Origin of the sequence: Chitinophaga flava, from assembly GCF_003308995.1 — a bacterium.
GTDB classification, from domain to species: Bacteria; Bacteroidota; Bacteroidia; order Chitinophagales; family Chitinophagaceae; genus Chitinophaga; species Chitinophaga flava.
Window position 1 is genome coordinate 2,250,017 of record NZ_QFFJ01000002.1, and the last position, 20,366, is coordinate 2,270,382.

Here is a 20,366-nt window from a genome sequence, read left to right on the forward strand (position 1 = left end):
ACCAGGCCAGCCTTGAACGTTAGGACAAAACGAACCGCCTTAAAAATAAAAATGGCCGGTTCTCCGAAAGAGTTGGCCGGCCTGCACGAGCTAAGGGTTATAATACGCTGACTGTAAGCTATTGCTTTGGTTTGTTTTTGATGATCAAAAAAAACATTTTTAATGGTAAGGATTCCTAAATGTATAGCATAAATTTATTTCTGCAAAAAATGAAAAGGGGTATTTGTTGATTGCCGGAAAACGCCCGATGTCCTCATTTTTTTCTTAGAGATGATCAATGAATGTTAGGTACTCCCGGGCATTTTCCTCCACTGTGGCCGTTTCCGGATTATGCTCCGCACCATAAAAGGCAAAGAAGAACCGGTAATCAGCCCGGACATAATTAAACGTGACTTCAAAAGGAGCTGTCAGTTCCCGTAATGTATATTGATATCGCCCATTTGCGCTGTAATCGTTTTCCCGGATACCGGCAGTAATGCCCAGCGCAATTTTTTTGCCTGCCAGCCTGTAACCGCTACCTTTTCCATAAGCCCAGCCATGGGTCAATACCTCGTCCAGCCACTTTTTGAAAAAGGGCGGACAGTTAAACCAATAGAAGGGAAACTGGAAGATGATTTTATCATGGGCTTCCAGTAGCTGTTGTTCCCGCGCTATATCTATTTTTTCGTCCGGATACTGCTGGTGCAGATCATGAAGGGTGTATTTGTCGGGATGTTTTTTTAATGCTTCCAGCCAAAGCCTGTTTATAAGAGAACTTTCTAAGTTCGGGTGAATAATGATAACCAGTGTTTTCATTGTATCATGTGTTTTATTTGCTGGCGCAAAAGTGAGATTCATAGCAGGATAAGGCAATAAGGGGGTAATTAATCACCTGGTGATAAATTTATCACCATGCGCGCAAACCGGGTTTTCGTTATTTTTGTGACCAATAAGAAGAATGAAGATGATGTATCAAAGGAAAATACCCATTGATTATAGTTGTGGTCTTAGTATTGCGATGGAGGTGGTAGGATCGAAGTGGAAGTTTTGTATTCTGGATGAAATTTCAAAAGGGGCTACCCGTCCGCGTGATCTGGTAAAGGAAATCAATGGCATCAGCAAACGGGTATTACAGAACCAGCTGAAGGAGCTGGAGATGCATGACCTGCTTGGTAAAATCGTTTATTCAGAAGTGCCTTTGCGCGTGGAGTATTACCTGACCCCGGCAGGAGAAACATTAATGCCGCTGATTGCTGCCGTTAATAAATGGGGGGAAGGTTATGCTCCCCGGCTGAAAGAGATATTGGAAGGCGAGCCGACGACGGTGCCGGTGTGAGCTTTTGTCACCAGAGAAAGCGTGATATATCTGTCCGGATGTATCACGCTTTGTTGTTTATGCAATATTTTCACAGTTGGTTAGGAGTGATGATATTGCAGTCTTTCGTGTAGGAATATACGCTATATTTGATTCTCTGTAGTATCGGAGAAATAAAAATTTTATTATTAGTTTTTACTTTTGTAAAATTGATAACGGATATATGTAGCAAAAAGTTATCGGTTTATCACCTGTTCTGTAGTCCTCCTTCCGGCTGATTTCGGGAGGAAATCCACTTAGCTTCAATCTTACGGCATTTTATCACTACAATACCCATCCATACAGCGACATAAAATAGTTGTAATCCATATTTTTCACCCTCTAAATAATAACCTATGTTGTTTAATCCTTAGTCTGTAGAAAGCATTTAAACTGACTTTTGTTATTCATTCTTAACCCAAAAGAAACAACTTGAGAAGTTTCCTGTTCATCTGGTTTTTATTTTTCACGAACCTTATTATCGTAAGCACTGCCTGTAATAAATCCACGTCTATGGCTTTCCAGGAGACCCGACAACCCGTACTGCTGGGAGAATATACCCCTTATCTGGTCACTAAAAACGGTGATGTCGTTACTGCCGGGTTTGTACAATCTGCACGGCTTTATAAGCTAAACCTGCGCATGACTAATGCCAGACAATATCTCAGACAACTTAGCCTGGCCTTAAAAAAGGATATGCCCGTAAAGGTGATGGTGTATAAAGACAGTGATGACATTGCATCAGTGACTGTAGCCTCTGAAGCAGCCAAACAACGATATATAGACGCTAAGAAGAAGCCCTGATGAGCGGTTGTCTCTTTTAATCTGAAAAAATCAAAATCTTTATCAAATGAAAAAAACCTTATTGGGACTGCTGGTAGTAGTCACACTGGCGGTCGTGTCCATTGTTGCCTGTAAGAAAGGGGCAGACGAATCTGTAGCCAACGTTAAATCAGAAAAACCGGTATTGCTCGGCGAATTTACTCCATACCGCCTGGATGTTACCGGTAATAAGGCCACCATCGGCTTTGTACAATCAGCCCGTTTGTTTTCCCTTGATACCAGACAACACGAAGATTTATTGACCCAGCTTCGTGCTGCCCGTGATAACGATGAGCCAATCAGAGTAAATATATACGAAGGCACGAATGAAATTGCGGGCGTGGAAAAAGCTTCCCGGCCAGCCATAGAAGCCTATCAGGCTTCCAAAACCACCAAACAGGTGGTGCGCAGTGAAAACATGCCCATTATTCCTGATTTAGCGACACTTAATAGTCTGTTTAATCTTTGTAAAACGCCTACCATTCCTTACAAGTATGCTGCAGATGGTTGTTATGCCAGAGCACATAAAATGCGTCAGATACTGCTGGCACAGGGTTATGATTGCGACAAACTTTTTGTGTATGGTAACCTGGCCGCCAATACCGGCAGCTGTTGCGTATACTGGGGTTATCACGTAGCGCCGCTGGTACGTTTCAAAGATGCTGCAGGAGTTGTTCAGCTGAGAATTCTGGATCCGTCTCTGTTCACCGGTCCGGTAGATCAGACCACCTGGCTTAACAAATGCCGCGATATCAATTGCGACTCAGGAGCCGGTATCTCAGGAACTTCCCAGCAGCCTGGCAATGTGTATGTAAGGGTATCCACCGGTACTTTGATTTATGATGACAACTATGCCAAAACCAACTGCACTATTACTGCTTACACCGGCTTGTCCGGCTGCATTGCCACCGGCAATAACAGCGCATGCTGGTAATTGATTTACCTGACACCCATCTGTATAAATTACCTGTGCCCCTGTATTATCGCAGGGGCCGGGTAATATTACGGAAGATTCCCTCTTATGCAAAAAAGGCTGCCGGATATTCTACTACGCCATTCACTCCATTCAGTCCGTCTTTTGTAAGTTCAATCGCCATACAATATTCATCCGGTACATCAAATGGCAGCTTAATACCGAATTCGCTGGCTTTTTTATAACCAAATCTGGGGTAGTACGCTGCATGCCCCAATAATACCACCGACCGGAATCCTGCTTCCCTTGCCTTTTGATGTGCCGCTTCAATCAGCCTGCCACCAATTCCCTGGTGCTGGTACGCTGGTATCACGGAAACCGGTGCCAGGGCCAGAGAAGTAAACTCATCCTGTTCATTTTTTATTTTAATGGGGGTAAGCAGAATATGCCCTATGATCTGTTGGCCGGATACGGCTACCAGCGACAGTGCCGGGATGAATCCGGGTGATTGCCGCAGTCTTTGTACCAGCCATTGCTCCTGATGATCGGAGTGCTCCATCTGCTTAAATGCATTTTCAATCACCTTAAAAACGGCTTCGTAATCAGCGGCCTCTTCTTGCCGGATGATAAAGTTAGGTGTAGTCATAGGTGTAAAGATAAATATATGCTGTACAACAACTTTGCGGTGGCGGGATTGTTCTCTATTAAAAACTGCATATGAAATACCCCATCGGCTTGTTTGCCTTATTGTTGATGGCCTGCGGCGGAGGCTCGGGCAATAATGGTGATCTGCAAAACAGAGTAGACAGTCTGGAGCAGCATGTGGGCACTACATTTAAACCTGAGCTCGGAGAGTTTATGACCTATATCCAGATACATCATGCCAAGCTGTGGTTTGCCGGCACAGAAGGAAACTGGGACCTGGCGAATTTTGCACTGAAGGAGATGGACCTGACATTTAGCAGGGCACAGCAGTACTGCGCTGACAGGCCGGAATTAAAGTCCCTTCCCATGATCACTGCCCCTATGGACAGCATGAAAAAAGCCGTGGCTGCTAAAGACATGCAACAGTTTAAAAGCAGCTTTACAGTGCTGACCAATACTTGTAACAATTGTCACCGTGCTACACAACACGCCTTTAATGTTATTACGGTGCCAACTACTCCGCCTTTCAGCAATCAGAGTTTTAAACCCGCTCAGTGAGCAGAAGAGATGGCGCTTCATGCCTCCGGAGTAATGTCCCAGATAAGAAGCAACATAATATTGAGGGGCCCTCTGTAGTACCTGAGGGTTACCTTTTATGAGATTCAGATAACGTATTTCGGGTTTCTTCAATCATAAATACGAGTTTCTTTGGGTAAGCCGAAGAAATTGCGCTTCCGCAATCAGCCTGCCGGTCGCTCAAATTCAGGATGAAATCGCGCTCTTATTTGCGGAGTATATTTTTAACCAGATATGGAAAAAATATTTTGAGCAACCAAATAGTTGCGTATATTTGCAACTGAATGGTTGCTGAATGGAAGTGAACAGACACAGGAGTAGAAATGTTTTTCAAAACAATAGTGAATCTGGTCAGGACAAATGCCTGATTTAATGAATCCGACAAATATTGTAAACAATAAAACAGGAAAAATGCATAATCTGGCATTTGACTTCTCTGTCAACAAAGAAAACAAAACGATTACCATCAAACGGGAGTTTGCGGCGGAGCGGCCTTTGGTATGGGACGCCTATACGAAAAGTGAGCTGCTGGATCAATGGTGGGCACCTAAACCCTGGAAGGCCAGGACCCAATCAATGGACTTCCGCGAAGGTGGCCGTTGGCTTTATGCCATGGTAGGCCCTGCCGGAGAAGAACACTGGGCGGTGGCCGATTACCAAACCATCATAAAACATCAGCAATTCATCGGAGTGGATGCTTTTACAGATGCAGATGGGCTTCAGGGAGGGTATTACCATGGCTATGGAAGGACTCGATGAATTATTATCTTCAATTAAAAAATAAATACAATCAGACCAAAATCAAATCAGAATGAAAAAGAAAATTTTGTTTGTCGTATGTCTTCTTTTCGGGTTAATGTTTATCAATGCAGGCCTGAATAAATTTTTCAACTACATGCCTGCGCCCAAGGACCTGCCTGAAACTATGCTCAAACAGATGGGGGCTTTTATGACTATCAGCTGGTTAATGCCATTAATTGGTACAGCAGAAGTGGTAGGTGGAGTACTTTTCATTACCGGAAAATTCAGAGCACTCGGTGCTATTATCATCCTCCCGGTAATGATTGGTATTGTATTAACCAATCTGTTGTATGTTCCGTCCGGATTACCGATGGTGCTGGTGTTGCTGGCCATCAACATCTGGGTGATCATTGAGAACAGACAGAAATATATGCCGATGATCAGCTAGTATGTGATCAGTGCATGGAATTCCGTCGTACTGGTTGTTCTGTTAAACGGGGATAGTCGGTATATCCTTTTTCCCCGGAAAGATAGTAGGTGGTCCTGTCGAGGTTATTTAACGGAGCCTGATTGCTGAAACGCTCCACCAGATCAGGGTTGGCAATAAATAATTCGCCGAATGAAACCATATCTGCAATACCGTCAGCAATGATGTCATTCGCCGTTTGCTGGTCAAAACCTCTGTTCACAATATATGTTCCTTTATACAGCTGGCGGAATCGCTGGGCCACAGCCCTTATCTGCACAGATGCCGGTATCGCCAGCCCTGGCTCAGGGAATCCGGCCAGGTGCAGATATGCCAGGTCATATTTGTTCAGCTGACTGCTGATGTGATCAAATAAGGGAATTGTTTCATTATCTGTCACGATACCAAAAGCATTGTTCCACGTAGGAGAAATACGGATGCCAACATGGGAGAGGGGAATACCTTCCCCTATGGCATCCAGTACTTCAAAAAGGAAGCGGCTTCTGTTTTCGATGCTGCCGCCGTATGCGTCTGTTCTCTGATTGGAACATTTTGCAAAAAACTGATGAAACAGATAGCCGTTGGCTGCATGAATTTCTACTCCATCAAAACCCGCTTCTATGGCATGGGTAGCGGCTTGTGCAAAGTCCTGCACGGTTTGCCGGATATCGGCAGCGCTCATCTCTCTGGGAACAACTGCCGGCGTATAGCCTTTGACGGTATATACGCCACAGTTGGGATCAATGGCGGAAGGAGAGAGGGGGAGCCTGCCATCCAGCAAACTAGGATGGGATACACGTCCAACGTGCCATAGTTGTGCAAATATTTTACCATTCTGCTGATGTACCTGTGTGGTTACCTGCCGCCAGGCTTTAGCCTGTTCCGGCGTGTAGATACCGGGTATATTAGGGCCTCCAACGGCATCGGGGCTGACAGCGATACCTTCTGTAACGATCAATCCTGCCGATGCTCGCTGGCCGTAGTATTGAGCCATCAGTGGTGTGGCTATACGGGACGCTGTGTCGGCCCTGCCCCTTGTCATCGGGGCCATCACAACACGGTTCCGCAAATTAAGATATGGAGAGTAGTATGGTTCCAGTAATTTGTTCATGTTTACAAAACTACGGACTCATGATTAGTATAAATTGTAAAAAAGCGACATCTTAGCCTTCATCGAAAGACAGATAGGAAGAAGGGGTGAACCCGGTGAATTTTTTGAACTCATGAATAAAGTGGGCCTGGTCGTAGTATCCTGCCGCATGTGCCAGTCCCGTCAGCGAAGTATAGTATTTTCTTTCTGTGAGGGTGAACTCAAAGCGAACAATCCTGGAATACAGCTTGGGATTGAAACCGGTTTGTTGTTTGAACCGTCTTTCAAACTGTTTTTTGGAGAGCGCGCAATCAGATGCCAGCGCATCAATGTTTACATTGCCCCTTTGTTTCCTGATCTGTTGTACCGCTTTGATGATGAGCTGGTCTTTTTTCCCGTCCAGGGCAAGTTGACTTCTGATAAAGTCCTGCAGTAACAGGATACGGCTTTCATTGCTGGACGCGGAGGCTATTTTTTCCTCCAGCAGTTTACCTTTTTTCCCGAGCAGGTCATCGAGATGAACGAAGTTATCCTGTAGCATTGCCGGCGGACACTGAAGGATGGAGCTCACGGCGCCGGGATGGAGCGTAACACTCAGGAAGGTGTCGAAACCGTTGGCGGTGTAGGTTGTAAACCGTTCTGTCTGTCCTTCTATGGAAGCACATATCAGCTGCCGAGACGTGTCCGATTGCTGGTTAAAAGTAAAGGTCAGGATTGTACCTGTTTTGGCGGTGGCATGATAACTGGTGTCGGTAGCTTCTCTGCTGCCCCAGTAGAATTGTCCGATGAAGTCTGCCAGTACGCCTTCCGGACGATAGGTCTTGTAATGCATAGGTTTCCGTTGTATCAGTTTTGGGTTTGATTATACTTAAATATTCCAGTGGGGATTGTCCTCCATTTTCTATTAACACACGAGCCTGGTATTTTTGCCATGGGTAATGATTGCTCTGCCTCTTGCTAAAGCCATAAGTTTCCTGTGTGGCATTAGTTACAAATTTGCGAACTGTGCCGAAATTTACAAAACCTATACCGCTAGTCTCTAAGAAATGACAGGCACATTACAGGTCCGGGAATTCACTTCCCCAAGGTGTCCGGCACCATGTCGTTGACGCCACAGGGTGCATTTTTCCCTTGTTGCAATGTAGCAAAACTGTTGATCTTTGTTATAAGATTCTGTTTGCAGGTTCCCGGTTATGAATATACAGATAAATGCGGGTATGACAGAATAAGCCGGTTAATAAACAAAAAGGTCCGGCAACCTGAAAGTCACCGGACCTGAAAAAAAGATATCAGCACTATCACTCACCTTTCTGGAATGCCACACTGACCATTTGGGTAGCGGGCCTCAACAGTACACCCACCTTAATATCCTTGGAAGGCTTGGCGTAAGTATTGGCTATCATATTACCTGCTTTGTTGGAATCTATCAGTGTATAGCCGGAAGCTTTCAGATCTTCCATAATCTTATTGCCCGCAGTGATTGGCTCGCCCCAGGAGAAGATCGTTAACTTATTGTCATAGCCTGCCCGAAAAGATGCACTGGACATAGGTTTGCGGTATTTCTCACTTCTGCCGTCGGAAGACACAAAAACAAATTTTTTGTTTTCCAGGCTTACTGTCACCTGGCCTTTGGATTGTTCAAAATAACGTTCAATTTCTTTGGTTTTAAATTCCTGTGCAAAACCGGAGAGCGACAATACTAATAGGGAAATGCAGGCTATCGCCTGAAAGAAAAACTTTTTCATAGGTGAATATATATGTAGTGCAAATATAATGTATAGACGGACTTGAAGGAGAGAAAATCAATCCTGATAAGTTGGAGTCCACTCTGATAATGCGCTATGGTAAATACATCCGGTTTTAGGCTACAATATTCCCTGATCTGGTTACATGGGGCCATACTGTTTACCGGAATTTTGTGAGAAAATACTACAGATGGAACTGACAGACTATCGTACGCTGGGCCGCTCGGGACTAAGGGTGAGCCCACTGACACTGGGAGCAATGACTTTTGGCCTGGACTGGGACTATGGCGCATCGCCGGAGGAGTCCGGGAAAATAATGACTGCTTACCTGGACAAAGGCGGTAATATCATTGATACGGCTAATATCTATACCAGAGGGCATTCGGAAAAGATTATCGGAGATTATCTCAAAAAAAGCAGCATCATAAGAGACCGCATGGTCATCTCCACAAAATTTTATGGTAGTATGCGTCCCGGAGATCCGAACAGTGGAGGTACTGGCCGCAAAAGCATTATCCAGGCGCTGGAACAGTCGCTCAGGAGGTTGCAGACAGACTATATCGATTTGTACTGGATGCATGCCTTCGATCAATTTACGCCGATAGAAGAAACATTGTATGCACTGGATCATCTTGTTCAGGCAGGTAAGATCCGGTATATCGCTGTTTCCGATACACCTGCCTGGAAAATAGCGCAGGCGCAGCTATTGTCTCACTTCCGTGGCTGGTCTTCTTTTATCGGTTTGCAGATAGAGTATTCCCTGCTCGAAAGATCGGTGGAAGCGGAGCTGGTACCCATGGCGATGGAAATGGGCCTGGGTGTGATGCCATGGTCACCGCTGAAGCAGGGTATACTAACGGGGAAGTATACACGAGAAAACAAAGGGGAGCAACTCAGCCGCAGACCAGGAGGCCAGGAGCTGAGTGAAAACACTTATGCAATCATTGACGCGTTAAAAGAGCTCGCGGAGGTACATCATACTACACCAGGCAATATTGCGCTGGCATGGGTTATTTCGCGTAGCGGTGTCACTTCCACGATCATCGGCGCCAGAACAGAAACGCAGCTGCTTCAAAACCTGCAATCACTGCAGATAACCCTGCGGGAAGAAGACCTGCGGCTGCTCGATCAGCTGTCAGCTCCTTTGCCTGTATTTCCCTATACCTTGCTGGCCAACGCCCGTCATATTGCGCAGGGAGGCGCCACAATCAATGGTCAGCCATCAGTGCTGCCCGCCATTCTGCCCCGGCACCACGCAGACGCATATTGAGGGAAACAGGGGGATGTCTTACCTTTGCCGGATGAAGAAGACTACCCAACCGCTTAGTGTATACCCGACCATTGCTGCTTTTCATGAAGAACTGGGATTGCCAGCCCCTCAGCATCCGCTGATCAGCTTTGTCAGCTATGAAGGTATGCAGTTTTTAAAGCATGAGTTTTCTTCCAGGATCATGCTGAACTTTTACAAGGTTTCCTTTATTCATAAAACGAATGGTAAAGTGCGGTATGGGCAGCATTACTACGATTTTAAAACAGGAGGTCTTTGTTTTGTAGGCCCTCAGCAAATTATATCCGGTGCCTCGCCGGAACGGAGTCTTTCCGGTCTGATCATATTTTTTCATCCGGACCTGATCAGGCATCATCCTCTCGGTAAAAAAATCAGTCAGTATGGTTTCTTTTCCTATGCTGTTTCAGAGGCACTGCATCTGGAAGAAAAAGAAAAGGAAATCATACTGGCTATGTTTGAACAGATAGGCGCTGAGCTATCTTCTCCACAGGATACTTTCAGCCAGGGCCTGCTGGTATCTGCCCTGGAGCTGTTGCTGGATTACAGCAACCGTTTTTATCACCGTCAGTTTGTTTCCCGGGAGCATAATGGTACAGACCTGCTGGCTCGCGTAGATAGCCTGCTGACAGACTACTTGCGGAGTGAGGCGCCGGCGCGGTCGGGAGTGCCTACGGTACAGTATGTATCAGAACAACTGCATTTTTCCCCGGATTACCTCAGTGATATGTTGCGTGCCAATACGGGCATGAATACACAGCAACATATTCATCATAAGTTACTGGAAACCGCTAGGGACTTGCTGGGGGCCGGTGAAATGAGTGTGGGGGAGATCGCTTACCACCTTGGTTTTGAGCAATCACAGTCATTCAGCCGTTTGTTTAAACGGAAAACGGGCCAGTCTCCACTGGCGTATCAGCAATCACTGAGAAAGGAATAACTTATCAGTCTTCTGCGGCCACTTTTTTTCTTCGGGCCAATTCCGCTTCTGTAGGTGGTTCCAGCGCAAATGATCCTGATTTAAGTGGTCCTCCCGGTTGATAGGAAGTCATGATGACACCGGTAGAAGAAACGGTAGAGCCCAGCAGTTCCCAGTTGCCAGGCTGGGTGCCTTCAGCAAACAAACGTTTTCCACTCCCAATAGTAACAGGGAAGGTCCAGATATGAAGCCGGTCGGCCAGATCATTGGCCAGCAGGGTTTGTATCAGTTTGCCGCTGCCGTTTACCAGCAAATCATGGCCCTGTTGTAGTTTGAGTGTGCGGAGACCAGCTACCACATCACCGGTGACCAGCGTTGAATTTTGCCAGGATAATGTCTGCGGTTTGCTGGAAACAACAAATTTCTCAATGCGGTTGAAAAGGTCTGCTGTCGGATCGTTTTGCATATAGGGCCAGTGTGCCGCAAAGATCTCGTAGGTTTTTCTGCCCAGCAGCAGGTCAAAGGGCTGGCTCATGGAACTGCCCATGGCTTGATTCATGAGCTCGTCCCAGTAGGTGGCGCTCCAGCCGCCCCATTGAAAACCGCCGGCGGTATCTTCCTGTGGGCCTCCGGGCGCCTGTAGCACGCCATCCAGTGTAAGAAAGGTGCTGATAATGATTTTTCGCATGGCTTAAACTTTTTGGGTGATGGATATATAACAGTTGACCAGTGGGTTAAAGTTGATCGATTTTGTATTGAACCTGCTGTTTTTCGACAACTATTTCTGCAGGTTTACGGAGTCTTCTGTTTGCCGGACGGAGCCACTTATTTCAGCAGCCCTTTAGGTGTTATCCCATATTTCTTTTTAAATGCCCGGTGAAAATGCTGGGGATGCGTATAGCCGAGACCGTAAGCAATCTCTGAGATATTTTTTTCGCCTTGTAGTATCTGTTGCCGTGCATTCTCCAGTCTTTCCTCGCTGAGGAAGGAAAAGACACTCTGTCCGAATAACAGCCGGAAACCTTGTTTCAGTTTAAATTCATTCAGTTCGCATAACTTCGATAGTTCAGCCAGGGTAGGTGGACAAGCGAGGTGCTGTAACAGATACTGCTGAGCATCATGTAGTTTGTCCTGATCGGCTTTTCTGAGGTTATGTGCTGCCGGGGGAGCTGCAGCAGGGATGAGGTTTTCCCATTGCAGGCAGAGCAGTTGCAGGGCCAGGGATTCGAAATGCAGCCGTTTTAATCCCTGTGGGTCAGGGCTCTTCCAAAGGAGGTCCAGCAGGGATTGCATCCTTCCGCTAAAACGTTCTGTGGGTGCATGTAAAACAAAGGGGATACCTTTTTCTATTTTGGTGGCCAGGTCGTATAATTCAGGTGCGTAGCTGGTTAGCAGGGAGATCATTTTCTCCGGTGTGATATGGATGCCGATATTGCGGAATCCATGGCTGTCGGCCAGTTCATTTTTTTCCCAGGAAGAAGGGTTGAACAGGATGTTGTGATATCCCCGGCTAAAAAGCCGGCGTCTGATCAATCTTTCGTGGGTCTGGTAAAGTTGACCGGACACTACAAAATTCATTTCCACAAAAGCCTTTTCATTGAAATGCTGCCAGCTAAGGAGTGGGGGACCTGCGGTAACGATCCCGTCGGCAATAGCGGTATCGCCGCAGATGATGAACCTGCCGCTGCCTTCCGCGTCGGGGAGCGGAAGCCGGTAGGTATGTTCCACCCCTTCCCGTGCAAGGAAGGCATCTGAGAAAGCAGCTGATTGTGTGGGCTGTGACTGCATGATGAAGTTCCGGTTGTCCGCAAAAATAAAGAAACAAGGCCAGGCTGTATAATCATCTGTGTCACACTTCTGAAAATGGTACTTATTTATCCGTTTTGTGCACTCTGTTGCGTTGTATAACCGGCAGTTTTACGTAAACATTTTACGTATGACACAAAGTAAACAGCAGGTATCGGTTGCACATGTGCCGGTGCTGATCATCGGCGGTGGTATTACAGGCCTCTGTGCGGCGTTGTTTTTGTTGCAGCAGGGCATCCGGCCATTACTGGTGGAAAGGCATAAGGGGACTTCTATTCATCCAAGGGCCCGCGGGTTTGATATCCGTACGATGGAGCTTTTCAGGGAGCTGGGGCTGGGAGAGGTTTTGCGGGAGGCTGGTAAGGCGCTCAGCCCCGCCTGGGGAGTATTGAGGGGTGTAACGGTGATGGCTGCACTGGAGAAGATGGTTCCCCGGGAAGAAGGCCGTATCGTTTTTCCCAGCCAGCTAAATGACCTGAAAAGCCTGGCGGCCCTGAGCCCGGAGATAGGCGCCCGTTGTACCCAGGATCTGGCAGAACCTGTTCTGCGTCAGGCGGCAACGGACAGGGGCGCTGATCTGCGTTTTTATACAGAGCTGGTATCGTTTTCACAGGATGCTCAGCAGGTAACCGCTTTGTTGCGTGACCGTACTACCGGCGATACTACTACCATTACTGCGGATTATATGATCGCTGCCGACGGGGCTTCCAGTCCGGTCCGTGAAAAGCTGCAGTTGCCCCTTTCCGGCCCTGGTGTGCTGGCTCATTTCCTGAATATTTATTTTGAAGCCGATATGGCAGCACTGGTGAAGGACAGAGAGTTCAGCCTGTGTATCATCGACAGGCCCGGGCTAACCGGATTTCTGACGACTATCAACAACAGTGATCGCTGGGTATATCAGCTGCGTTATTATCCCGAAAAACAGGAGCAGGTGACAGACTTCCAGGAACGACGGCTGATAGGTATTATAAGGGAGGCAATAGGACTACCGGAACTGCCTATACGTATATTGAGTGTATTGCCCTGGGAGATGGCTGTAAAAGTGGCGGATACCATGCAACGCGGCCGTATCTTCCTCGCCGGCGATGCAGCCCATGTAATGACACCCTATGGCGGCAAAGGCGCTAATACAGGTATCCAGGACGTACAGAACCTGTCGTGGAAACTGGCTGCTGTATTACGTAGACAGGCAGCCCCTTCACTATTGGACAGCTATACCTCCGAAAGGCAACCCGTTGGGCTGTTCAATGCCTTGCGCTCAGGGACTATGGCCGACGAACAAGGTATGCTGAAAGACAAGGAAATCATGCAGAATGTGCGGGCATTGATCGGTTTGCCGGACTATCAGTATCCAATACACGTAGCTTCCGGCTATTGCCCCGAAAAGCCGGAAGACAGGATGCTGTATGGCCTGCCAGGTACCAGGGTACCGCATATCTGGCTCGACGAAGCCTGTCGGGTTTCTACACTGGACCTGTTGAAGGGCAACTTTGTACTGTTTGTGCACGGGAAAGCGGATCGGTGGAAAACCGCGCTGGCGGATAAAAAGGAGGAGGTGGCTGTTTATGCATTTGAAGAAGCAGCCACTATTGAGCAGTGGCAGGAGCATACCGGTACCCGGGAGGGAGATGCGCTCCTGGTACGTCCCGATGGCTTTGTGGCCTGGAGAGGCAGGGAATCGCAGGCTGCAGGTATCCCTATACAGGAGCTGCTATCCTGATCTCATTCATCAGCAGCACAGCGTCGGTTAAAGTTGTGTTTGCGCGCAGTAGAAGGAGCTTTTCATAAGGGCTCCTTCCATTTAAAATGAAAATTTTGTTTTATTTTGGGACTAGAAACAAAGATGAGTAAGATGAAGATAAGAACCACTACCCCTGCCGACTATTCTGATATGCTGCGTATCTGGGAGTCTGCTGTTAAAGCCACACACGATTTTCTGAAAGAAGAAGATTTTCTGTTTTTCAAAGAACAACTGGTGTCAAATTTTTTCCCTCAGGCGGAAACTTATCTGCTGCTGGATGATCAGGAGCAGCCGGTTGCTTTTATAGGTGTTAATGGCGACATGCTGGAGATGTTGTTTGTGGATGATGTGATGAGAGGGAAAGGAATTGGCAGGTATTTGATTAGTTATGCCGTTGAGGAACTGAAGATCACTAAAGTAGATGTGAATGAGCAAAATAGCGAGGCTGCCGGTTTTTATGAGAAGATGGGTTTCAGAGTGACCAGCCGTTCTGAGCTGGATGGAATGGGCAAGCCTTATCCGATATTGCATATGGAACTGGTAAAGTAGAGGGGAGACCCGAAATAAAATGATGCCTTGCGGCACAATTTTTCATCGAACGCCAAAAAAAATTGTGCTGAACCGTCAAATAAATGAAGAGAACGTATAACCGGCCCGGCTATACGTTCTCTTCATTTACCCTTCCAAAAATATCTTCTTCCACGGGACAGCCGAGCGCATCATCATCAATCAATATAATAATCTGCCTGTACTTTAGAACTGCTGCACCACCGCCGTTGCTGCGGGTTTCTTTTTCTCCATATAGTCTGCCGCTTTTGTTGTTTAGCCATTGTACTGCTTCTTTCAGGTGTTTACCGGACCAGGCATCCTGTAGTCTGATCTTACAAAGTTGTATTGTTTCAACCGCAGCACTGCTGTTGAATGTGAGGCCAGTCTTTGTTGCCCCATCGCTGTAATTCCAGAATGATCCGGATAAGGGCATTGCCCTTGCAGGTAGGGGTATACAACGTTTGCTGCGGTATAGTGTCGCTGATGCAGGACTTATTCGCCAATCCCTCTGCTACCAGTTCTCCCAGGCGTTTGCTCAGTATCTGGTCTGATAGTGTTGGGAAGGCTTTTTTTAGTTGGCCGAAATGCTGAATGCCGTTGGTGATATTGTATAACAGTGACATCTTCCAGCGCTGACTGATATTCTTCAGCGTTTCGTTGACATCGCAGTAGTCTGCCAGAACTTTGAGGTTGTGTGCATTTGTGGAGCTTGTCTTTATTTTAGAGGCCATGGGTGCTGGTTTTACGTACTCACTTTGGGGTGAGTTATTGATGGAAAAATACTGACTGACTAACATTGCAGAAAAATAATACGATGTATACAAAATTAATCAGATTAATTATGCTTTTGCTGCTTAGCTGTATTGTCCGGCTTAGTGCACAATCCAAAAAGGTGTTTGTATTGGTTCATGGTGCATGGCATGGTGGCTGGTGCTGGCAGCAGGTAAGCACAAAGTTAAGGGAAGCCGGTAATATTGTTTATACGCCTTCTCTCAGTGGGCTGGCGGAACATCAGAACCAACCGCACGATAACATCGACCTGAATACCCATATCAACGACATTGTTCAGTTCATTACGATGGAAGACCTGCATGATGTGGTATTGGTGGGCCATAGTTATGGCGGTGTTGTGATCACTGGCGTAGCTGACCGTATTCCTGAAAGACTGAGTAAACTCATTTATCTCGATGCGGTGATTGCAGAGAACGGAGAAAGCGCTTTGTCCGTACAACCGGATACGGTAAGAAAGAGTTTCATTGAACAGTCTGCCCAATACCAGATGCACAGCATTCCCATTCTGCCCGCCGGCGTTTTTGGTGTGAGCAACCCTAAAGATGAAAAATGGGTCAACGACCGGTTGACATTACAGCCCTATAAAACGTTTGCGCAGCCGCTGGTGTTGCAGCATCCGTTCGGTAATCATCTGCCTCTGATCTATATCGCCTGCACCAATCCGCAACTGGGCGGCCTGCGTAGGTTTGCAGAGAAAACCCGTCAATCACCTTCCTGGAAGTATTATGAACTGGAGACAGGACACGATGCGATGATCACAGCGCCTAAGGAGTTGTCGGCTCTGCTTATGAAACTCAGTAAATAGTATATCCCTTCCCGTTGGATTGATTATATTTGAGGCCCAGGGCTAAAGCCCTGGGCTATATTTGATATGGCTAACGTGATTCAGTCACAATATCGTCCAGAATCCAATATAGCCCAGGGCTTTAGCCCTGGGGCCAAATTAATTTAATCATGAAAAAAATTTATCGTGCATTGTTGTTTTCCATTGTCATTCTGACCGGATACAGCACTTATGCCCAACAATCTGCTGCCAACACGCTCCGTGAAGGCAAACACAATTTCACCCTGCAATGGATCAGCTGGGACAAGCCCGGTAAAGTGATGATCACCAAAAAGAAGGATGGTACTTATAGTATCAAGGGGGAACAACGGGATGCAGCCACAGGCGATTTTGTGACTATCGACGGCAGCTTGACTGTAGTATCACCCCGTGAGCTGACATTTGAAGGAAATATCCAGACACGCTATTCAAATGTAAATGCCGGAAAGGTATGCGATAAAACCGGTACCTACCATTTTCTGGCCAAAGGCGCCCGTAAATACTGGCGTCTGCAGGAGATGGACAACTGTGAGGGTAATAATGTAGTGGATTACGTAGATATCTTTTTTTAGGCTGTACCAGCAGCTGGTAAAAATGCATAACCGGGAGGTTATGCATTTTTTTATGTCATCCATATATTAAAAAGGGTTGCCCCAGGCTGTCAGCACCAGGTTTCTGGGACCACCGTAGTCTCTGTGCTCACAGAGGTAAACACCTTGCCAGGTGCCGAGTGCGAGCCGTCCGTTATGTATGGGTATCATTACCGAACAGCCCAGCAGGGAGGATTTCAGGTGGGCAGGCATATCATCGGGCCCTTCATCATTATGTTCAAAGTCCGGATCGTTTTCGGGGACAGCTTTGTTGAAGAACGTTTCAAAGTCTGTTCTGACGGTGGGATCTGCGTTTTCATTGATGGTCAGCCCGGCGGAAGTATGCTGGATAAATACCTGGCACATGCCTGATTGTAATGTCCCGATTTGCGGGAACGCCTGTACAATTTCATGTGTGATAAGATGAAAGCCTCTTGGGCGGGCTTTCAGGCGTACGGCCTGTTGATATATTTCCATGCTCCTGATTTTCTGCAAAAGTAACATTTCCGTCCTGCATAAAATTCTGCTTGTAAATCACTGTGCTGTACTGTATCTTACCGGGATTGAAGCAAATTAAACCGGAATTATCTCATGTCAGAAATCGTTAAACCTTTACGGGTATTAGTAGTTGGCTGTGGTAACATGGGCGCGTCTCATGCTACTGCCTATCATACATTGGAAGGCTTTGAAATATGTGGTATTGTATCTACCGGCTCCAGTAAGCAGGTGCTCAATGACAAGCTGGGTGGCGGTTATCCGCTCTACAGCAGCTACGAAGAGGCGTTGGCCGCTACCCGGCCCGATGCGGTGTGTATCTCCACCTATCCTGACACACATGAAAGTTTCGCTATCATGGCGCTGGAAAGCGGATGCCATGTATTTATAGAGAAGCCACTGGCCGACTCTGTAGCGGGTGCTGAAAGAGTGGCTGCCGCTGCCCGTAAGGCAGGTAAAAAGCTGGTGGTGGGGTATATTCTGCGGCATCACCCTTCCTGGGAAAAGTTTGTGGAGCTGGCTCAACAACTGGGTAAACCACTGGTGATGCGGATGAATCTCAACCAACAAAGCAGTGGCAGTAAATGGGGCGTGCATCGTAACCTGTTGCAGAGCCTGAGTCCTATAGTGGATTGCGGGGTGCATTATATCGATGTGATGTGCCAAATGACCCGTTCGAAACCGGTACAGGTAAGCGCTATTGGTGCAAGGCTCTCCCAGGATATTCCGGCTGACAACTACAATTACGGCCAGTTGCAGATCCGTTTCGAAGATGGTTCTGTTGGATGGTACGAGGCAGGATGGGGGCCGATGATCAGCGAAACAGCCTTTTTTGTAAAGGATGTGATCGGCCCGCAGGGCTGTGTTTCCATTGTTGCTAAAGATTCCGGCAGTGCTGGTAATTCAGATAACATTGAAGCACATACGAAAACAGAATCACTGCGTTTGCATCATGCTGCGCTCAATGAAAAGGGAGAATTTGTAAAAGAAGATACCTGGATAGATATGCAGGATGAACCGGATCATCAGGAGCTGTGCAACCGGGAGCAACGTTATTTTCTCCAGGCTATCCGTCAGGACATAGATCTGACAGATCATGTGCAGGATGCGGTCAATAGTTTGCGTATAGCCTTTGCCTGTGATGAGTCTGTACGTACTGGTAAAATGGTGAACTTATAATTGAAAAGAGGGGCGCTACAGGTAGCAGCCCCTTTTATCTTTCTACCCTAACCAGCAGCAGGCGCCGGCCACCAGGGCAGCAAAAAGGGTATTACCGAAGTTAACGGCGTCGTTGCCGATATAATGTTTGCGTTCGAAGGCTGCACCCAGCACCGAGTCCATCAGATTGCCCAGTATACCGGCCAGAATAATGAACAATATGCGCCGGTCGAAACCTATCGCTGCCGCATATACGATTGCTATCACTGCTGCGCCGGCAGCACCTATCAGCGTTCCTTCCATGCTCACCACCCCATCAAGGCCTCTTGCTTCTTTTTTAAAAGTGAGGATATTAAAAAAACGTTTACCGTATACCGTGCCCAGTTCAGACGATAAGGTGTCTGCTGTTGCGGAAGCCAGGCTGGCAGCCATCATCAGCCGGTATAACTCCCGGCGGGAAGGATCTGCGAGCATCAGTATACCCATAATAGCTGCAGTACCGCCGTTGGCAAATACCTGTCCTGCTTTTCTTGTCTCCGGATGATAACCTTCGGCAGTAATAGCTGCTTTGGCCTGTTTTTTATGTGAGGTGGCCAGGGTGCCGAGGAGAAAGAAGGTTCCCAGCAGCGCAATGCCGCTGAAGCCTGCACCAGCAAATACGAGCAGTCCGGTAAGACCTGCTGCCAGCGCCGCCGGAACAGATAGTTTGCCTGTTCTGATACAGGCTATCATAAAAACAATCAGGGTAACCCCGAAAATGCATTGCTGCGTGAAAGTTGTGTCCATATACAAGGTCAGCAAAACTAATTAATTACTTTTGCTGACAGAAAAATTATATATGAAGACATTATTGAATCTGGAGGAATTAGCCTTGTTTCTGTTGGCAGTATTGGCGTTTGCGTCGCAGTCGCCTTATGGCTGGTGGCTTTTCCCTGTATGCCTGCTGTTGCCCGATCTGAGTATGCTGGGATATGCGGCTGGTAATAAGGTGGGCGCTTGTGTTTACAATTTCGTACATCATAGAGGGGTGGCCATTCTGGTTTATCTGGCGGGGCGATATCTGGCTTTGGACTGGCTGGTGTTTACCGGTATCATTCTCTTTGCGCATACCACCATGGACCGGATTTTTGGATACGGCCTGAAATATATGACCGCTTTTAAAGATACTCATCTGGGTGAGATAGGCCCTAATGCTAAGCAGCATCGGAAACAGCCGGACGCGTATAATTAATCCAGGCTTCCGCTACCATCAGATGTAAGGTAAAGCCTATCCAGAAAGCGGTGCCGAAAAATATCTGCGGCGCCAGTGCAGTCAGTGCAAAGAACATTCCTACAATAGGCCGTACGGTGGCGATGGCCAGCCCTATGGCAAATGTACGGATCATCCACTCCCGGTGCTGTGTTTTCCTGTGTTGTACATTGGCCCTCCATGCCAGCGTGAGGGCCAGCAAAAAATACAGTCCGAAAAGTGTACTGGCTGCCGCTTCATTGATCCCTCCAATGGGCAACATCACAAAAGGCATATAAAGTGCCGAAACCCCTACTATATAAGCATCTATCATAAACAGCCGTTCCAGTTGATGGTGCAGCTCCGGATGTTTTGTCTGCACCTCCGGCATAAACAGTGCCGGACCCAGTATCATAAATAATGCTCCCGGGAGTATATGCATCAACGTTATCACCGGATGCTGACTGAAGCCGGTGTCAAACGGGGCGGCACCCTTGCGGTTAAAAGAAGGTATGATACCGGCCATGGCCAGGATTCTTCTCAGTACCATCAGGATGCCGATGGTAGCCAGGATATACATGCCTATCCGCAGGATACGGGTCAGCCGTTGTATGGTTTGTGTACGGTCCATGTTACAAAGGTAGGCTGT

Annotated in this window: 26 protein-coding genes; 14 read left to right on the plus strand and 12 right to left on the minus strand. The window is 47.2% G+C overall.

The annotated features are described in order from the left end of the window. Positions 1-264: 264 nt before the first annotated feature. Entirely contained in the window at positions 265-795 is a 531-nt protein-coding gene (locus DF182_RS25245) for an NAD(P)H-dependent oxidoreductase (protein ID WP_113618543.1), read from the minus strand. Between the two features lie 148 nt (positions 796-943). Here DF182_RS25245 and DF182_RS25250 point away from each other — a divergent pair, with 148 nt between their 5' ends. The 3 genes from DF182_RS25250 to DF182_RS25260 all read left to right on the plus strand — a co-directional run bounded on the left by DF182_RS25250 (position 944) and on the right by DF182_RS25260 (position 3,089). Then, on the plus strand, positions 944-1,315 hold the full coding sequence (locus DF182_RS25250) for a winged helix-turn-helix transcriptional regulator (RefSeq protein WP_211327208.1): 372 nt from the start codon (positions 944-946) through the stop codon (positions 1,313-1,315). Positions 1,316-1,846: 531 nt separating this feature from the next. Next, on the plus strand, positions 1,847-2,137 hold the full coding sequence (locus DF182_RS25255; RefSeq protein ID WP_147243541.1) for a hypothetical protein: 291 nt from the start codon (positions 1,847-1,849) through the stop codon (positions 2,135-2,137). A 46-nt stretch (positions 2,138-2,183) separates the two neighbouring features. Further along, entirely contained in the window at positions 2,184-3,089 is a 906-nt protein-coding gene (locus DF182_RS25260; protein ID WP_113618546.1) for a protein-glutamine glutaminase, read from the plus strand. Positions 3,090-3,174: 85 nt separating this feature from the next. Here DF182_RS25260 and DF182_RS25265 read toward each other — a convergent pair whose 3' ends face one another. Next, positions 3,175-3,714: a GNAT family N-acetyltransferase gene (locus DF182_RS25265; RefSeq protein ID WP_113618547.1), complete on the minus strand. Its 540-nt coding sequence runs from the start codon at positions 3,712-3,714 to the stop codon at positions 3,175-3,177. Between the two features lie 71 nt (positions 3,715-3,785). Between DF182_RS25265 and DF182_RS25270 the strand changes: the two genes are divergently transcribed. The 3 genes from DF182_RS25270 to DF182_RS25280 all read left to right on the plus strand — a co-directional run bounded on the left by DF182_RS25270 (position 3,786) and on the right by DF182_RS25280 (position 5,478). After that, positions 3,786-4,271: a hypothetical protein gene (locus tag DF182_RS25270; protein ID WP_113618548.1), complete on the plus strand. Its 486-nt coding sequence runs from the start codon at positions 3,786-3,788 to the stop codon at positions 4,269-4,271. Between the two features lie 429 nt (positions 4,272-4,700). After that, a complete protein-coding gene (locus tag DF182_RS25275; protein ID WP_245957549.1) occupies positions 4,701-5,048 on the plus strand; it encodes an SRPBCC family protein in 348 nt (115 codons plus the stop codon). 52 nt (positions 5,049-5,100) lie between these two features. Then, positions 5,101-5,478 (plus strand): DoxX family protein, encoded by a 378-nt coding sequence (locus DF182_RS25280; RefSeq protein WP_113618549.1) that lies wholly within the window; start codon positions 5,101-5,103, stop codon positions 5,476-5,478. Between the two features lie 7 nt (positions 5,479-5,485). Here DF182_RS25280 and DF182_RS25285 read toward each other — a convergent pair whose 3' ends face one another. From DF182_RS25285 to DF182_RS25295, 3 genes are all read right to left on the minus strand, one after another. After that, positions 5,486-6,607 carry an alkene reductase gene (locus DF182_RS25285; RefSeq protein WP_113618550.1) on the minus strand — a complete coding sequence of 374 codons (1,122 nt, stop codon included), beginning with the start codon at positions 6,605-6,607 and terminating at the stop codon, positions 5,486-5,488. Between the two features lie 52 nt (positions 6,608-6,659). Beyond that, positions 6,660-7,418, minus strand: a complete 759-nt coding sequence (locus DF182_RS25290) for a helix-turn-helix domain-containing protein (RefSeq protein WP_113618551.1) — start codon at positions 7,416-7,418, stop codon at positions 6,660-6,662. Positions 7,419-7,884: 466 nt separating this feature from the next. Further along, positions 7,885-8,331 (minus strand): hypothetical protein, encoded by a 447-nt coding sequence (locus tag DF182_RS25295; protein ID WP_113618552.1) that lies wholly within the window; start codon positions 8,329-8,331, stop codon positions 7,885-7,887. A gap of 190 nt (positions 8,332-8,521) precedes the next feature. Here DF182_RS25295 and DF182_RS25300 point away from each other — a divergent pair, with 190 nt between their 5' ends. Together DF182_RS25300 and DF182_RS25305 are read left to right on the plus strand one after the other, a co-directional pair. Next, positions 8,522-9,601, plus strand: coding sequence for an aldo/keto reductase (locus tag DF182_RS25300; RefSeq protein ID WP_113618553.1), 1,080 nt, complete (start codon positions 8,522-8,524; stop codon positions 9,599-9,601). A gap of 31 nt (positions 9,602-9,632) precedes the next feature. After that, positions 9,633-10,556, plus strand: a complete 924-nt coding sequence (locus DF182_RS25305) for a helix-turn-helix domain-containing protein (protein WP_113618554.1) — start codon at positions 9,633-9,635, stop codon at positions 10,554-10,556. Positions 10,557-10,560: 4 nt separating this feature from the next. Here the strand turns inward: DF182_RS25305 and DF182_RS25310 are convergent, their stop codons facing one another. Both DF182_RS25310 and DF182_RS25315 read right to left on the minus strand, forming a co-directional pair. Continuing rightward, on the minus strand, positions 10,561-11,223 hold the full coding sequence (locus tag DF182_RS25310; protein ID WP_113618555.1) for a dihydrofolate reductase family protein: 663 nt from the start codon (positions 11,221-11,223) through the stop codon (positions 10,561-10,563). A 137-nt stretch (positions 11,224-11,360) separates the two neighbouring features. Then, on the minus strand, positions 11,361-12,323 hold the full coding sequence (locus DF182_RS25315) for a helix-turn-helix transcriptional regulator (RefSeq protein WP_113618556.1): 963 nt from the start codon (positions 12,321-12,323) through the stop codon (positions 11,361-11,363). A gap of 148 nt (positions 12,324-12,471) precedes the next feature. On the opposite strand from DF182_RS25315, the gene DF182_RS25320 reads away from it, so the two are divergent. Both DF182_RS25320 and DF182_RS25325 read left to right on the plus strand, forming a co-directional pair. Continuing rightward, entirely contained in the window at positions 12,472-14,061 is a 1,590-nt protein-coding gene (locus DF182_RS25320; RefSeq protein ID WP_113618557.1) for an FAD-dependent oxidoreductase, read from the plus strand. Between the two features lie 132 nt (positions 14,062-14,193). Beyond that, positions 14,194-14,631 (plus strand): acetyltransferase, encoded by a 438-nt coding sequence (locus tag DF182_RS25325; RefSeq protein WP_113618558.1) that lies wholly within the window; start codon positions 14,194-14,196, stop codon positions 14,629-14,631. 109 nt (positions 14,632-14,740) lie between these two features. Here DF182_RS25325 and DF182_RS32180 read toward each other — a convergent pair whose 3' ends face one another. Next, the gene (locus DF182_RS32180) at positions 14,741-15,064 is read right to left on the minus strand and encodes a hypothetical protein (protein WP_147243542.1); all 324 of its coding nucleotides are present in this window, start codon (positions 15,062-15,064) and stop codon (positions 14,741-14,743) included. Beyond that, positions 14,982-15,362: a winged helix-turn-helix transcriptional regulator gene (locus DF182_RS25330; RefSeq protein WP_161964259.1), complete on the minus strand. Its 381-nt coding sequence runs from the start codon at positions 15,360-15,362 to the stop codon at positions 14,982-14,984. Before DF182_RS25330 ends, DF182_RS32180 begins: the two co-directional genes overlap by 83 nt. Positions 15,363-15,472: 110 nt before the next feature. Here DF182_RS25330 and DF182_RS25335 point away from each other — a divergent pair, with 110 nt between their 5' ends. Beyond that, the gene (locus DF182_RS25335) at positions 15,473-16,228 is read left to right on the plus strand and encodes an alpha/beta fold hydrolase (RefSeq protein WP_245957551.1); all 756 of its coding nucleotides are present in this window, start codon (positions 15,473-15,475) and stop codon (positions 16,226-16,228) included. Positions 16,229-16,377: 149 nt separating this feature from the next. Then, complete coding sequence (locus DF182_RS25340) at positions 16,378-16,818, plus strand: hypothetical protein (RefSeq protein WP_147243543.1); 441 nt, start codon at positions 16,378-16,380, stop codon at positions 16,816-16,818. A gap of 66 nt (positions 16,819-16,884) precedes the next feature. Here DF182_RS25340 and DF182_RS25345 read toward each other — a convergent pair whose 3' ends face one another. After that, positions 16,885-17,313 carry a secondary thiamine-phosphate synthase enzyme YjbQ gene (locus DF182_RS25345; RefSeq protein WP_113618562.1) on the minus strand — a complete coding sequence of 143 codons (429 nt, stop codon included), beginning with the start codon at positions 17,311-17,313 and terminating at the stop codon, positions 16,885-16,887. A 114-nt stretch (positions 17,314-17,427) separates the two neighbouring features. Here DF182_RS25345 and DF182_RS25350 point away from each other — a divergent pair, with 114 nt between their 5' ends. Next, positions 17,428-18,510 (plus strand): Gfo/Idh/MocA family protein, encoded by a 1,083-nt coding sequence (locus tag DF182_RS25350; RefSeq protein WP_113618563.1) that lies wholly within the window; start codon positions 17,428-17,430, stop codon positions 18,508-18,510. A 42-nt stretch (positions 18,511-18,552) separates the two neighbouring features. On the opposite strand, the gene DF182_RS25355 is transcribed toward DF182_RS25350, so the two are convergent. After that, entirely contained in the window at positions 18,553-19,275 is a 723-nt protein-coding gene (locus DF182_RS25355) for a DUF92 domain-containing protein (RefSeq protein ID WP_113618564.1), read from the minus strand. A gap of 52 nt (positions 19,276-19,327) precedes the next feature. Between DF182_RS25355 and DF182_RS25360 the strand changes: the two genes are divergently transcribed. After that, a complete protein-coding gene (locus tag DF182_RS25360) occupies positions 19,328-19,720 on the plus strand; it encodes a DUF4260 domain-containing protein (protein WP_113618565.1) in 393 nt (130 codons plus the stop codon). On the opposite strand, the gene DF182_RS25365 is transcribed toward DF182_RS25360, so the two are convergent. After that, positions 19,683-20,348: a DUF2306 domain-containing protein gene (locus tag DF182_RS25365; protein ID WP_113618566.1), complete on the minus strand. Its 666-nt coding sequence runs from the start codon at positions 20,346-20,348 to the stop codon at positions 19,683-19,685. The two genes, DF182_RS25360 and DF182_RS25365, sit on opposite strands and share 38 nt — an antisense overlap. Positions 20,349-20,366: the final 18 nt, after the last annotated feature.